General features: G+C 65.9%; 10 protein-coding genes and 1 tRNA gene. 5 read left to right on the forward strand and 6 right to left on the reverse strand.

The window, feature by feature from the left end; genetic code table 11:
* Positions 1-186: 186 nt before the first annotated feature.
* Positions 187-462 carry a hypothetical protein gene (locus AC5WJ1_RS11025; protein ID WP_135705551.1) on the reverse strand — a complete coding sequence of 92 codons (276 nt, stop codon included), beginning with the start codon at positions 460-462 and terminating at the stop codon, positions 187-189.
* 53 nt (positions 463-515) lie between these two features.
* Positions 516-1,364 carry a D-amino acid aminotransferase gene (locus AC5WJ1_RS11030; protein WP_494476076.1) on the reverse strand — a complete coding sequence of 283 codons (849 nt, stop codon included), beginning with the start codon at positions 1,362-1,364 and terminating at the stop codon, positions 516-518.
* A 22-nt stretch (positions 1,365-1,386) separates the two neighbouring features.
* Here AC5WJ1_RS11030 and AC5WJ1_RS11035 point away from each other — a divergent pair, with 22 nt between their 5' ends.
* Positions 1,387-1,539 (forward strand): hypothetical protein, encoded by a 153-nt coding sequence (locus tag AC5WJ1_RS11035; protein WP_165971517.1) that lies wholly within the window; start codon positions 1,387-1,389, stop codon positions 1,537-1,539.
* 1,084 nt (positions 1,540-2,623) lie between these two features.
* Here AC5WJ1_RS11035 and AC5WJ1_RS11040 read toward each other — a convergent pair.
* The 3 genes from AC5WJ1_RS11040 to acs all read right to left on the reverse strand — a co-directional run bounded on the left by AC5WJ1_RS11040 (position 2,624) and on the right by acs (position 6,903).
* Positions 2,624-2,714: transfer RNA gene (locus AC5WJ1_RS11040), tRNA-Ser, on the reverse strand.
* Between the two features lie 60 nt (positions 2,715-2,774).
* Positions 2,775-4,826, reverse strand: a complete 2,052-nt coding sequence (locus AC5WJ1_RS11045; protein WP_133096055.1) for a sodium:solute symporter family protein — start codon at positions 4,824-4,826, stop codon at positions 2,775-2,777.
* Between the two features lie 94 nt (positions 4,827-4,920).
* Positions 4,921-6,903 carry an acetate--CoA ligase gene (gene acs, locus AC5WJ1_RS11050; protein WP_494476077.1) on the reverse strand — a complete coding sequence of 661 codons (1,983 nt, stop codon included), beginning with the start codon at positions 6,901-6,903 and terminating at the stop codon, positions 4,921-4,923.
* Between the two features lie 399 nt (positions 6,904-7,302).
* Here acs and AC5WJ1_RS11055 point away from each other — a divergent pair, with 399 nt between their 5' ends.
* The 4 genes from AC5WJ1_RS11055 (at position 7,303) to murI (ending at position 11,528) form a co-directional block, all read left to right on the forward strand.
* Positions 7,303-8,205, forward strand: coding sequence for a DMT family transporter (locus AC5WJ1_RS11055; RefSeq protein ID WP_135706293.1), 903 nt, complete (start codon positions 7,303-7,305; stop codon positions 8,203-8,205).
* Positions 8,206-8,317: 112 nt separating this feature from the next.
* The gene (locus AC5WJ1_RS11060) at positions 8,318-8,875 is read left to right on the forward strand and encodes a TIGR00645 family protein (RefSeq protein WP_133095560.1); all 558 of its coding nucleotides are present in this window, start codon (positions 8,318-8,320) and stop codon (positions 8,873-8,875) included.
* Positions 8,876-9,067: 192 nt separating this feature from the next.
* Complete coding sequence (locus AC5WJ1_RS11065; protein ID WP_133095559.1) at positions 9,068-10,591, forward strand: fumarate hydratase; 1,524 nt, start codon at positions 9,068-9,070, stop codon at positions 10,589-10,591.
* Between the two features lie 127 nt (positions 10,592-10,718).
* A complete protein-coding gene (murI, locus tag AC5WJ1_RS11070; RefSeq protein WP_133095558.1) occupies positions 10,719-11,528 on the forward strand; it encodes a glutamate racemase in 810 nt (269 codons plus the stop codon).
* A gap of 22 nt (positions 11,529-11,550) precedes the next feature.
* Here the strand turns inward: murI and AC5WJ1_RS11075 are convergent, their stop codons facing one another.
* Positions 11,551-13,851 carry an AAA family ATPase gene (locus tag AC5WJ1_RS11075; RefSeq protein WP_135705555.1) on the reverse strand — a complete coding sequence of 767 codons (2,301 nt, stop codon included), beginning with the start codon at positions 13,849-13,851 and terminating at the stop codon, positions 11,551-11,553.
* Positions 13,852-14,232 lie beyond the last annotated feature (381 nt).

Here is a 14,232-nt window from a genome sequence, read left to right on the forward strand (position 1 = left end):
ACCCGGCCCCATTGCAAGTGTTGCGTGAAGCACCGCGAAGCCCGGCTGCTTGATCTTTCAGTCCGCGTCGCAGCAACCGATAATCAGTCCACTGGCGACCGCCGGCCGGCAGCCCAGCCCTCCGTCCGAACGCTTGACCGCCCGGAACCGGCGCCCGGACCATAGCCGCTTACGCTGTGAGCCGCCTCAGTCGCCGAACGGATTGGGCGCGCGGTTCTCGAGCGACTCGTTCAGGTCGAACTCGTCGCGCACCTTGTCGACCACCGCGCGGATGCTGGCCTCATAACCGGTTGCGTTGCCAAAGCCGCTCATGTCCCAGTTGCGGCCGCGGGCATCGCGCGCATGCGGCACCGGCGCGGGCACGCGGACTTTGGCGCCGTCCTCGCCGACTTCATAGATTTGCTGGATGCGCCGGCTGACCTCGTCCCGAAGGGCACGCCGGCCACGCTCGCGCTTGGCCATGACTGACTCCTCGATGCATGCGCTGGCATCCTAGCATGGTGCGCCCGCGTGGTTCAAAGTGCGGCGATCGCGGCCTGGTAGGCCGAGTAGAGCCGCGCGAAGACCGGTCCGGGCACGCCGGCGCCGACGGTGCGCCCGTCGATCGTAACCACCGGCAGCAGCTCCTTGCTTGCCGACGACAGCAACACTTCGTCCGCCCCGAACACGTCCTCCCTGGCGATCCGGCGCGCTTCCAGCGGAATCTCCAGCGCCGCGCAAACCTCTTCCATAAAGCCGTAGCGGATGCCTTCCAGGATCAGGTTGTCCTTGGGCGGCGCCAGCACGCGGCCATCGCGCACCACCCAGACGTTGGACGACGAGGCCTCGGTCAGCCAGCCGTCGCGGAACTGGATCGCCTCGATCACGCCGTGCTCGGCGGCATGCTGCGCTGCCATTACGTTGCCCAGCAGCGAGGTCGACTTGATCTGGCAGTTCAGCCAGCGCCGGTCCTCCATCGTCACGCAGGCCACGCCCTGTTCGCGCATGTGAGCGGGCGGCAGCGCCATCGGGTTGGTCATGATCAGCACCGTCGGCACGACTTCCTTGGGGAAGGCATGCGTACGCCGGGCTACGCCGCGCGTCACCTGGATATAGATCATCTGGTCCGACATCCCGTTGGCACGGACCACTTCGCCGATCAGTGCCTGCCACTGCTCGGCGCTGTGCGGGTCGGGTATCCCGATCGCCTCCAGGCTGCGGTGCAGGCGCGCGAGATGCTGTGCACCGCGGAACGGCTTGCCACCGTAGTACGGGATGACCTCATAGATGCCATCGCCAAAAATAAAGCCGCGGTCGAGGACCGGAATGCGGGCTTCGGACAGCGGGGTCAGGGAACCATTGAGGTGGACGACGGGGTCGGTCATTGTGCTTCAGGCGGTGGAGAGAATGAAACAATTCTTCCACACGCCCCACCGCGAGGTTATGCGCAATTTGCATCGGATTGCCGGCTGGCGCGGCGTCGAAGCAGTGACGCCATTCACCCATGTGGGGGTGTTCGTTGCAGCACTTCCCGGCCAGAATCAAGGTGTCGTGAGTTGACCCCTCTCGGCATTTCCCGCAGCCCGCATTCGTGCGGGCTTTTTTTCATCCCCAGAATTGGGGATGCGCGCCGTGCCGGCAACGGCGACGATAAGACCGGGCGGACTGCGACACGCCCAACGCCATTTCAAGCCCTCGCCTACCCTGGCCGAGGGCTTTTTCTTTGCCTTCACTAGGGCAAGCCCCGCCAGGGCGCGATCCGTTGACCGGGTGTCGTCGTCCAGGCACAACACCTCTATTTAGAGGGATGCGCCATCCCATGCGGCTATACGACCATCGTCATGGGCGGTTCCGCGACTCGCCCACCACTACTTCAAGCCCTCGACTACCCTGGCCGAGGGCTTTTTCTTTGGTTGGCGCAAAGAGGCTGTGGCCCATCCGCACCGCAACAAATCTTTACAACTGAGCCCGTGAATTCCGGCAGGGTTGCCCTAGCCTTCCCCCATGCTTTCCGAAGGAGACGGCCATGCCTTCGTCGCGGGACACATTCAAGCTGCGCCGCCCTGGGCGCCGGACGATGAACTGGCATGACGTTGCCTTGATTTCGGCGGCATGGATTGGATTGTGTCTGGGGCTTGGGTGGACGCTTTCCAAAGCGGCCGGGACCTTCGAATAAGGCTGCGCTGCGTCCTCGTCGAAACAGCGATGGAAATAGATCCCCACCGAATGGGGATGCAAATGTCTTTACATTTGCCGGAGAATGCTCGGGTCGTGAGTTGACCCCTCTCGGCTTTCTACCCAAAGCCCGCCGCTGTGCGGGCTCTTTTTTTCATGCAGGCCCTGTCAGGACGCTGCCGGACCTGGCGGCACCTCTGTTTAGAGGGATGCGCGCCCCGGGCGATTGCACGAACATGGTTATGGGCGTTTCCGTGACTTGCCCACTTTCTTCAAGCCCTTCATGCCCTCGCCCACCCTGGCCGAGGGCTTTTCTTTGCCGGAGTCGGCCTCTGTCCGAACACAGGCCCGGTGACCCTGCTATGGCAGTTCCGGCGCCCCGCGCGCATCCCGTGCGCATCCCGTGCGGGTCGGCGCAGAAAGCAAAAAAGCCGTCCAATTGGACGGCTTCGGCTCACTGCGGATGTTCTGGCGGAGAGAGGGGGATTCGAACCCCCGATAGGCTATTAACCTATACACGCTTTCCAGGCGTGCGACTTAAACCACTCATCCATCTCTCCGGGAAGTCCGCGATTATAGCAGAGTTGCCCGACGAATCTACAAGTTCGTGCGGCGCCCTCCTAGCCCCGACGCAAATACGTCACCAGCCTGTCGATCACCGGCGCGTTGCGCGGCGTGAGCAGGCTGACGATGATCGCTACCGCAAACCCCGCGGGCACGCCAAAGGCGCCGGAAGCGATCGGGTCGACGCCGAACCAGCGGTTGCCGAAAATGCCGGTCATGCGGGTGAAGAACGGGTAGTTGACGAAGATGTAGTAGACCGCCACGCCAAGCCCGGCGGACATGCCGGCGACAGCGCCGGCCGCAGTCGTCCGGCGCCAGAAGATGCCCAGCACCAGCACGGGGAAAAAACTCGATGCCGCCAGCGAGAAGGCAGCGCCGACCAGGAACAGGATGTTGCCTGGGCGCAGCGATGTAACGTATGAAGCGAACAAGGCAACGCCCAGCAACACGATCTTGGCCGTGGTGACGCGGCGCTGGTGGCTCGCCTGGCGATCGACCATGTGATAGAAGACGTCGTGCGACAGCGCATTGGCGATGGTGAGCAGCAGGCCGTCGGCGGTCGACAGCGCCGCCGCCAGCGCGCCGGCGGCGATCAGGCCGGAGATGACATAAGGCAGTCCGGCGATCTCCGGGGCGGCCAGCACGATCATGTCGGGCTGCAGCAAGATCTCGGCCCATTGCACGATGCCGTCGCCGTTGACGTCGCGGATGCCGAATACCGGCGGATCGACCTTGCGCCATTGCACCACCCATTGCGGCAGTTCCGCATACGACGTGCCGACCAGGTGCTCGAAGAACTCGTACTTGACCAGCGCGGCCAGCGTCGGCGCGGACACGTACAGCAGCGCAATGCAGAACACGGCCCAGGCCACCGAGTTGCGGGTCTCCTTGACGGAGGGCGTGGTGTAGAGGCGCGTCAGGATATGCGGCAGGCTGGCGGTGCCGACCATCAGGCAGAACACAAGCAGCACGAAATTGAGCCGCTTGGTCTTGCGCTCCTGCTCGGACGCCGCCGGGTATGGCTCGGTGGACGACATCGAATGCCGGCTGCGCGCAAGCGCGTCTTCGCGCTGCAGGTTCCACTGCTGCTGTGCGGCGGCGGGATCGCGCGGGAATTCCAGGCGCTCGCGTTCCAGCGCCTTGATTTCGCGCAGCGGCGCATTGCGCGCACGCAGGTCCTGCAGCCGCGCGTCCAGCGTGTCGCGCTCCTGCTGGAAGGATGCCGGCAGCCGGGCGATGCGCTCCTGCAGCAGGATGGCCTGCTGCTTGTAGTACTCGCGCACGGCCTGCTCGGCGGGCTCGCGCTCCAGTTCCTGCTCGCGCGCATCGAGCTGCGCCAGCAGCGTGCCGTAGCTGAGCTGCGGCACCGCTTCCTGGTGATGCTTCCACGCGATCATCGAGACCGTGACCAGGAAGGCGACGATCATCATGATGTACTGCGCCACCTGCGTCCACGTGACCGCGCGCATGCCGCCCAGGAACGAGCACACCAGGATGCCGGCCAGGCCGAAGAAGATGCCAACGGCGAATTCCACGCCGATGAAGCGCGTCACCACCAGCCCTACCCCCTGGATCTGCGCCACCAGGTAGACGAACGAACACAGCGACGCCGCCAGCACCGCGATCGCGCGCACCGGCAGGTTGCCGCCGGGCTTGCCGTTGCCATAGCGCGCGGCGAGAAAATCCGGAATGGTGTAGCCGCCGTACTTGCGCAGGTATGGCGCCAGCAGGAAGGCCACCAGGCAATAGCCTCCGGTCCAGCCCATGACGTAGGCGAGGCCCTCGTAGCCGGATGCGAACAGGATGCCGGCCAGCCCGATGAAGGACGCGGCGCTCATCCAGTCGGCGGCGATCGCCATGCCGTTGAACAGGGCCGGCACGCGCCGCGAGGCGACGTAATACTCGTTGAGGTCGGAGGTGCGGCAGATCAGCCCGATGCAGGCATAGATCGCGATGGTGATGAAGAGGAAGACATAGCCGAGCCACAAGGCATCGGCGTTGGAACGCTCCAGCAGCCCCATCATGCCGACGAAGCCAAACAACCCCAGCGTGAACAGGCCGTAGTACAGCAGCAGCCGGCGGCGGAAGCGCGACTGGGCATCAGGCATGGGCGGCGGTCCGTGGTCGGTGGGGCGCTATCGTAACAAACCCGCCGGCGCGCGGGAACGCGGCGGCGGGCTGGTAGGGGGCACGGCGGAAGGGTTACTGTGCCTGCTTGAGCTGGTCCAGGATCGCCGGGTTCTCCAGCGTCGAGGTGTCCTGCGTGATTGCCTCGCCCTTGGCCAGCGAGCGCAGCAGGCGGCGCATGATCTTGCCTGAGCGCGTCTTGGGCAGGTTGTCGCCAAAGCGGATGTCCTTGGGCTTGGCGATCGGGCCGATTTCCTTGCCGACCCAGTTGCGCAGCTCGGTGGCAAGCTTGATGGCCTCTTCGCCGTTCGGGCGGGCGCGCTTGAGCACGACGAACGCGCAGATCGCCTCGCCGGTCATGTCGTCGGGGCGGCCGACCACCGCGGCCTCGGCCACCAGCGGGTTGGCCACCAGCGCCGACTCGATCTCCATCGTGCCCATGCGGTGCCCCGACACGTTCAGCACGTCGTCGATGCGGCCCATGATGGTGAAGTAGCCGGTGTCCTTGTCGCGGATCGAGCCGTCGCCGGCCAGGTACAGCTTGCCGCCCAGCTCCTCGGGGAAGTAGCTCTTCCTGAAGCGCTCCGGATCGCCCCAGATGGTGCGGATCATGGCCGGCCACGGGCGCTTGACCACCAGGATGCCGCCATTGCCGTTGGGCAGGTCATGGCCGGTCTCGTCGACGATGGCGGCCATGATGCCCGGCAGCGGCAGCGTGCACGAACCCGGCACCAGCGGCGTCGCGCCCGGCAGCGGCGTGATCATGTGGCCGCCGGTCTCGGTCTGCCAGAAGGTGTCGACGATCGGGCAGCGCTCGTTGCCGATGTTCTTGTAGTACCACATCCACGCCTCGGGATTGATCGGCTCGCCCACGGTGCCGAGCAGGCGCAGGCTCGACAGGTCGTATTGCTTCGGGTGGATCTTCTCGTCGGCCTCGGCGGCCTTGATCAGCGAGCGGATCGCGGTCGGCGCGGTATAGAAGATGCTGACCTTGTGGCGCGCGATCATGTCCCAGAAGCGACCGGCGTTCGGGTAGGTCGGCACGCCTTCGAACACCACCTGGGTGGCGCCGGCGGCCAGCGGGCCGTAGGCGATGTAGGTGTGGCCGGTGACCCAGCCGATGTCGGCGGTACACCAGAACAGGTCGTCGGGCTTGATGTCGAAGGTCCACTTCATCGTCATCAGCGCCCACAGCAGGTAGCCGCCGGTGCTGTGCTGCACGCCCTTGGGCTTGCCGGTCGAGCCCGAGGTGTAGAGCACGAACAGCGGGTGCTCGGCGCCGACGGGCTCGGCTTCGCAGGTCTCGGGCTGGTTGGCGCAGACGTCGTCGAGCCAGCGGTCGCGGCCCTCGGTCCAGCCGACATTGCCGCCGGTGCGGCGGTACACGATCACGTTCTTCACGGCCTCGCAGCCGCCCAGCGCCAGCGCGTCGTCGGCGATGGCCTTCAGCGGCAGCGCCTTGCCGCCGCGCATCTGCTCGTCGGCGGTGATCAGCGCCACCGCGCCCACGTCGACCAGCCGCTCCTGCAGCGACTTGGCCGAGAAGCCGCCGAACACCACCGAGTGCGTCGCGCCCAGGCGCGCGCAGGCCTGCATCGCGGCCACGCCTTCGACCGACATCGGCATGTAGATCACGACGCGGTCGCCCTTCTTGATGCCGAGCGTCTTCAGGCCGTTGGCCAGGCGGCACACCTTCGCATGCAGTTCGCGGTAGGTGACGCGCGTCACCGTGCCGTCGTCGGCCTCGAACACGATCGCGACCTTGTCGGCATTGCCGTTTTCCAGGTTGCGGTCCAGGCAGTTGTACGAGGCATTGAGCTGGCCATCCTCGAACCACTTGTAGAACGGCGCGTTGCTCTCGTCCAGCACCTTGGTGAAGGGCTTGTTCCAGTGCAGCAGCTCGCGGGCGTGGCGTGCCCAGAAGCCTTCGTAGTCGCGTTCGGCTTCCTCGCACAGCGCGCGGTAGGCGTCCATGCTGGGAATCGCGGCCTGGCTGGCGAACGACTCGGGCGGGTTGAACACGCGGTTCTCTTGCATCACCGATTCGATGGCGGACATAGACTCGTCTCCTGATTTTGGAATGGCTTTGGCTGCCAAGTTACGCCCGACGGCTTACTTAAACCTGACGGTCGGCGGCTGCTGCCTATGGTGACTGGCCGGTGTCCGAGGTCGCCGCATGCTGCAATGCAGCGGGAAACGTCCTGCCATCGGGGGCGAAAGTGCAGCCTTCTCCATTAGGCTAGCACAGCTATAATCCCGCGAGCCCTATACCTGAACGCGGTGCTTACCCTTGCCGCGGCCTCTCCACGCTTGCACCGGCTCGCCGCGCCTCGCGCCACCCGCGATCGTGGCCGCCGGCTGACCGAGGCATCGACCGTGCCCACCAACACCTCCACTTCAGCCCCTGCCCACTCTCGGCTTTTCTCCCCGATCCACGCACTGTTCCTGGTCGGATCGATGGCGCTGGTCGGCAGCAATGTGGGGCTGGGCAAATCGATCATCGCCCATGTGCCGGTGCTGCTGTTCGCGCTGCTGCGCTTCGTCATCGCCATCGTCTGCCTGGCGCCGTGGTACCGGCCGGCGCGCATGCGCCGGGTGTCGCGCGGCGAATGGCTGAACCTGTTCCTGCAGGCGTTCTTCGGCACCTTCCTGTTCACGCTGCTGATGCTCAACGGCGTGCGGCTGACCAGCGCCATGGCCGCGGGGGTCATCACCAGCACCATTCCCGCCACGGTGGCAATCCTGTCCTGGCTGGTGCTGCGCGAACGGCTGTCGCGCCGCACCGTGGCCTCGGTGCTGCTGGCGGTGGCCGGCATCGCCGTGCTCAACATCGCCCGCAGCGATGCGCACGGCGCCGGCGAAAACAGCCAGGCCTGGCTCGGCAACCTGATGATCCTGGGCGCGGTGCTGTGCGAATCGGTCTACGTGATCCTGTCGCGCCGCCTCACGCAGACACTGGCCGCGATCGAGATCTGCGCCTATACCCACCTGATCGGCGGCCTGCTGATGCTGCCGCTGGGGCTGGTGCCGCTGCTGACCTTCGACGCCTCCACGGTGCCGGCGCAGACCTGGCTGATGCTGCTGTGGTACGCGCTGTCGGCCAGCGTGTTCTCGTTCTGGCTGTGGATGAAGGGCATCCGCCATGTGCCGGCGCAATTGGCGGGCGTGTTTACCTCGGTGCTGCCGGTGGCAGCGGCCACCTACGGCATCGCTGTGCTGGGCGAGCAGCCGGGCTGGCCGCACGGCGTGGCGCTGGCCTGCGTGCTGGCCGGAATCGTTCTTGCGAGCTGGCCGGGGCGGATTGCGCGCGGCGCGTGGCGCGGCAAGGCGGCGGGCGCCGATCCGCGCGCGGGAACCTGAACGGCGTGGCGTGGCACCGGTTACTGCTGGTAACACAGCGCTGCCATCGTCGCTTGGTACAATCCACGCCGATTTTCAACTCGCCGCAATTTTTCCACTCTTCGCCCCGCCCATGGCTTCCAATCCAATGACCAAGCCGCAGGCCCAGAGCCTGCGGCCGATCCCGAGCATCATCTTCGCGTCGCGCTGGCTGCAGCTGCCGCTATACCTGGGCCTGATCGTGGCCCAGGGCGTCTATGTCTACCATTTCCTGGTCGAAGTCTGGCATCTGCTGGCACATGTGACCGAGTTCGACGAGAACAAGATCATGCTGGTGGTGCTGGGGCTGATCGACGTGGTGATGATCTCCAACCTGCTGATCATGGTGATCGTGGGCGGCTACGAGACCTTCGTCTCGCGCCTGGGCATCGACAACCACCCGGACGAGCCGGAATGGCTGGACCATGTCAACGCAGGGGTGCTCAAGGTCAAGCTGTCGATGGCGCTGATCGGGATTTCGTCGATCCACCTGCTGAAGACGTTTATCGACGCGGAACAGCGCACTACCCACACCATCATGTGGCAGGTGGCCATCCACGTGGCGTTCCTGGCTTCTGCGGTGGCGATGGCGTATGTCGACCGGATGGTGTCGCACCCGGCCGGCGCGCATGCCAAGCGCGAATCACATTAAGCTTTCCAAAAGCCAGGACTTGCCTCCGAACCGCGGCCATGCGCCGCGGTTTTTGCATTTGGCGTTCGGTGTCCGCGCCATGAGGCGCCGGCGACACCCCAGGAGGCTGTAGACCAATGTATGCAGCCGGGCAGACAGCCCCGGGGCAGTGTATGATTTCGGCCTGTGTTTCACCGCTGCCCACCCCACAAAATGACAGTCATCAAGCAAGAAGACCTCATCCAGAGCGTCGCCGACTCCCTGCAGTACATCAGCTACTACCACCCGATGGACTACATCACCAGCCTGGGCCGCGCCTATGAGCTGGAGCAGAGCCCGGCGGCCAAGGACGCGATCGCACAGATCCTGACCAACAGCCGCATGTGCGCGGAAGGCAAGCGTCCGATCTGCCAGGACACCGGCATCGTCACGGTCTTCGTCAAGGTGGGGATGGACGTGCGCTGGGACGGCGCCACCATGGGCCTGACCGACATGATCAACGAGGGTGTGCGCCGCGGTTACACGCACCCCGACAACGTGCTGCGTGCCTCGATCGTCAGCCCGCCCGAAGGCGGCCGCAAGAACACCAAGGACAACACCCCGGCCGTGATCCACTATGAAGTGGTGCCGGGCAACACCGTCGACATCCAGGTCGCGGCCAAGGGCGGCGGCTCGGAGAACAAGTCCAAGTTCGTGATGCTGAACCCGTCGGACTCGATCGTCGACTGGGTGCTGAAGACCGTGCCGACCATGGGCGCCGGCTGGTGCCCGCCGGGCATGCTGGGCATCGGCATCGGCGGCACCGCCGAGAAGGCGATGGTGATGGCCAAGGAATCGCTGATGGAATCCATCGACATCCAGGACATCATCGCCCGCGGCCCGAAGGACTGGGTCGAGGAACTGCGCGTCGAACTGTACGAGAAGGTCAACGCGCTGGGCATCGGCGCGCAAGGCCTGGGCGGCCTGGCCACCGTGCTGGACGTCAAGATCATGGCCTGCCCGACGCACGCCGCGTCCAAGCCTGTCGCGATGATCCCGAACTGCGCCGCCACCCGCCACGTGCACTTCACGCTGGACGGCAGCGGCCCGGCCAAGCTGGAAGCGCCGGACCTGTCGCAATGGCCGGAGGTCGAGTGGGCACCCAACACCGAGACCTCCAAGCGCGTGGACCTGAACACGCTGACGCCGGAAGAAGTCGCCTCGTGGAAGCCGGGCCAGACCCTGCTGCTCAACGGCAAGATGCTGACCGGCCGAGACGCCGCGCACAAGCGCATCGCCGACATGCTGGCCAAGGGCGAGAAGCTGCCGGTGGACTTCAAGAACCGCGTGATCTACTACGTCGGCCCGGTCGATCCGGTGCGCGACGAGGCGGTCGGCCCGGCCGGCCCCACCACCGCCACGCGCATGGACAAGTTCACCGAGATGATGCTGGCCGAAACCGGCCTGATCTCGATGATCGGCAAGGCTGAGCGCGGCCCGGCGGCAATCGAGGCCATCAAGAAGCACAAGTCGGCCTACCTGATGGCCGTGGGCGGTGCCGCCTACCTGGTGGCCAAGGCGATCAAGGAAGCCAAGGTGGTCGGCTTCGAAGACCTCGGCATGGAAGCCATCTACGAGTTCGACGTCAAGGACATGCCGGTGACGGTCGCCGTGGACAGCGAAGGCACCTCGGTGCACAAGACCGGCCCCGCCGAGTGGCAGGCCAAGATCGGCAAGATTCCGGTCGCCGCGCTGTAAGCATCGCCACGCGAGCGCATCACGCCGAGGCGGTAGAATCTGCCCTAGCACTCGAAAAAGCCGGGTTCCGACCCGGCTTTTTTCTGCCCTCTTCTTTCCAGTCCTTTCCAGTCGTCCTCGCATCCCAGTGAACCCAGCACCCATCGGCATCTTCGATTCCGGCCTTGGCGGCCTGTCCGTGCTGCGCGAGATCCGCGCGCTGCTGCCGCAAGAATCGCTGCTGTACCTCGCCGACTCGAAATACGCGCCTTACGGCGAGAAGCCCGAGACGTTCGTCGAGGCGCGCACGCTGCAGGCGTGCGAATGGCTGCTCGGCCAGGGCTGCAAGGCGCTGGTGATCGCCTGCAATACGGCGACCATGCACGCGGTGCAGACCTTGCGCGAGCGGCTGCCGGTGCCGATCATCGGCGTCGAGCCCGGCCTCAAGCCGGCCGCCGCGGCGAGCCGCAGCAAGGTGGTGGGCGTGCTGGCGACCGCCAACACCCTCAAGAGCGCCAAGTTCGGCCGGCTACTGACCTCGCTCGAGCGCGAAAGCCGCTTTATCTGCGAGGCCGGCCTTGGCCTGGTATCGCTGATCGAGCAAGGCGACCTCGACGGCCCCGCCGTGCGCGAGCGCCTCGATGCCTACCTCACTCCCATGCTCGAAGCCGGCGCGGACACGCTGGTGCTGGGCTGCACGCACTACCCTTTCCTGTCCGGCACGATCCGCGAGATGGTCGGAGACCAACTGGCGCTGGTCGACACCGGCAGCGCCATTGCGCGCCAGCTCGCCCGCAAGCTGGCCGAGCACGGCCTTTGCGCGGACACCGGCGCGCTGCCGCGCGACCGCTTCGTTTCCACCAAGGACGCCGCGCACTTGCGCGCGATGGCAGCAGCGCTGCTGCGGGTGGACGCGGATGCGGAAACGGTGGTGATCGAGCCGGCGCCAGCGTTCTAGCCGGCGCCTGCCCTGCGGCAGGTTATTGCAGGAAGCCCAGCGGCCGGTGCTCCCGCACCTCCGGCTTGATGGCATGTTCCTGGCGCAGCTGCGCCAGGAATTCGTCCGGCGTCAGCGCCTCGCCCAGCAGCACGCACTGGCGCTTGACGGTGGCGAAGTCGCCTGGCGTCAGGCAATCCATCGCATCCAACTCGCGCCGCATGGCATCGGTCAGCAGCGTGGCGTCGCCGCCCAGCGCTTCGTCGACGAACATCGCCGCCCGTTGCTCCGGCCTCAGCGCCAGGAAGCGGATCTTGAACGAGAAGCGCCGCAGCGCGGCCTCGTCAATGCGGTCGAACAGGTTGGTGGTACAGATGAAGATGCCGTTGAAGCGCTCCATGCCCTGCAGCATCTCGTTGACCTCTGAGATCTCGTAGTTGCGCACCGCCTGCTGGCGGCTCTGCATGAAGCTGTCGGCCTCGTCCAGCAACAGCACCGCGCCGTCTTCCTCCGCGCGCGCGAACATGGCCGCGATCTGCTGCTCGGTCTCGCCCACGTACTTGCTCATCAGGTCAGAGGCGCGCCGGATCATCAGCGGCAGGTCCAGCTCGGCGGCGATATGCTCGGCGAGCGCGGTCTTGCCGGTGCCGGGCGGCCCATAGAAGCACAGCGTGCCGCGCTGGCGCACGCGCAGTGCATCGACGATCTTCACCACCTCGTAGCGGGTTTCCAGGTGCAGGTTTTCCAGCCGGTAATGCGTGACCACCGGGCGGGCCTCGGCCTCCGGACGCAGGCCCATGGCGCGGTCGGCATGCTCCAGCTGGCGCAGGATCAGCGCTTCGACCGGTTCCGCCACGTCGGGCCGCGCCAGCTCGACAAAACGCGCCGCCGATTGCACCTGCGCCGGCGTCAGCGTCTTGCGGGCGGCCAGGCCGCTGATGAAGGCATCGCTGACATCGAGCCCACCCAGGTGCTTGCGGATGATGTTCTCGCGCACCAGCGGGGGCGGGATCTTCAGTTCGAGGTGGAACTGGAAGCGGCGCAGGTAGGCCGGGTCGATCTGCCGGATCGAATTGGAAATCCAGATCACCGGCACCGGGTTCTGCTCGAGGGTCTGGTTGACCCACGCCTTGCCGTTGACCGACGCGCGCGTATCTTCCTGGCCGAACAGGCTCATCAGCTCGCGCGCGCTGCCGGGGAAAACGTCCTCCACCTCATCGAACAGCAGCGCGGTATGCGCGCGGCCGCGCAGGAAGGCCTGCGATACCTGCAGCGAGCGGTAGCGGTCCTTGCCCGACAGGCTGTTGCCGTCGCGGTCCAGGCAATCCACCTCGTACAGCTCGCAACCGGCCTCGCGCGCCAGCAGGCGCGCAAATTCAGTCTTGCCGGTGCCGGGCGGGCCGTAGATCAGCACGTTGACGCCGCTGGCGTGCTGGCGCGTGGCGTTGGCGAGCAGCGCGCACAGGTAGCGGGCATCGGTCTCGACATGCGGGTAGTCGGCGACGGTCAGCGTGGGCGGCGCGGCCGGGCGTGTGAACACCGCCATCATCTCGGCCTCGTTGGCGTAATTGCCCAGCAGCACGTGCAGCAGCCGGTCGGACAGGCGCATCAGGTCGCCCAGGTCGGTGACGCTGTTCTCGGGCAGCGGCTGCTCGATCAGGTTCAGCGTTTCCAGCCGCGAGCCCGGTCGCAGCGACGCGGCCACGTCGGCCGCCCCGGCACCGGTCAGGCCGGCCAGGATCTGGAAGGCTTCCTGGCTGTGCGCCACCTTGCAATCGACCATGACCGCGCGCAGGTCGCGCTTGTACTTGGCCAGCGCCGCGTACAGCAGCAGCTTGCGCTCGTGGTCGGGCAGGTCCAGCACGCGGCTGAGCATGTCGATATTGCGCACCAGCAGCACGCGCTCGCCGTCCAGCCGCTGCGCGATGGCGGCGGCCGAGGCGTCGAACACGGCGAACATGTCCTTGGCGTGGTGCTTGACGTACTCGTCGAGGTAATAGAACAGCGCGCTTTCGTCGAAGGCACTGTTCCACTGGCCGTGGCGGTCCAGGAATTCCTCGGGCGTCAGCCGCGCCGCGCCCTTCCACGCGGGCATGTCGGCGCAGCGGGCGGCCAGGAAGCGCTGCACGCGCAGCACCACCCCGTATGGCCACACCATTTCCTGCGCGCTGACGGTCAGCACATCGTTGATATTGCTGCGCAGGTTGAAGCGCGGACCCAATGCGCACACCACGCGCAGGGCAAATTGCGCGCACATCCAGTCCAGCGCGGAGCTGGACGACACCCCGGGCATGGAGCGCAGGAGCGTCGATCGGTCATCTTCAGCGGAACGTGTGAAATCCATGGACGGTTCCCCGAGTTCGCCGTGGCGGGGCCGACCGACCGGCGCACCGCCTCGTCTGCAGTTTCTTCCTATGCTAGCGCGCTTTGCTGCCCACCGCGCGGGGATAGGCAAAGCTGCCACCAGCGACTGTGGCCTGTGCCACCGAAGCTACGGATCCTTGCGGGCGCGCAAACCCGCGCAAGATAGCGCCAACCGCTCCACACGGCTGCCTGATCTGGCGGTATAACTTGCCGCGGCAGAAAATTCCAGTTGCGACGCACAAATCACAACAAATAAGAATCATTATCGTTTATACTAGCGCGCTGACACGCTGCCCCAGAGTGGCGCTCCCACGTCAACCTAGTTGAAGGAGCGTTTATCATGGAATTGCTGCTTAGCCTG

It is taken from the genome of Cupriavidus sp. MEYA8 (genome assembly GCF_059278825.1).

Bases quoted from the DNA above. Each gene is read 5' to 3' on its own strand.
- AC5WJ1_RS11025 (WP_135705551.1), bottom strand. From the start codon at position 462: ATGGCCAAGCGCGAGCGTGGCCGGCGTGCCCTTCGGGACGAGGTCAGC.
- AC5WJ1_RS11030 (WP_494476076.1), bottom strand. From the start codon at position 1,364: ATGACCGACCCCGTCGTCCACCTCAATGGTTCCCTGACCCCGCTGTCC.
- AC5WJ1_RS11035 (WP_165971517.1), top strand. From the start codon at position 1,387: ATGAAACAATTCTTCCACACGCCCCACCGCGAGGTTATGCGCAATTTG.
- AC5WJ1_RS11045 (WP_133096055.1), bottom strand. From the start codon at position 4,826: ATGCCTGATGCCCAGTCGCGCTTCCGCCGCCGGCTGCTGCTGTACTAC.
- acs (WP_494476077.1), bottom strand. From the start codon at position 6,903: ATGTCCGCCATCGAATCGGTGATGCAAGAGAACCGCGTGTTCAACCCG.
- AC5WJ1_RS11055 (WP_135706293.1), top strand. From the start codon at position 7,303: ATGGCGCTGGTCGGCAGCAATGTGGGGCTGGGCAAATCGATCATCGCC.
- AC5WJ1_RS11060 (WP_133095560.1), top strand. From the start codon at position 8,318: ATGGCTTCCAATCCAATGACCAAGCCGCAGGCCCAGAGCCTGCGGCCG.
- AC5WJ1_RS11065 (WP_133095559.1), top strand. From the start codon at position 9,068: ATGACAGTCATCAAGCAAGAAGACCTCATCCAGAGCGTCGCCGACTCC.
- AC5WJ1_RS11075 (WP_135705555.1), bottom strand. From the start codon at position 13,851: ATGGATTTCACACGTTCCGCTGAAGATGACCGATCGACGCTCCTGCGC.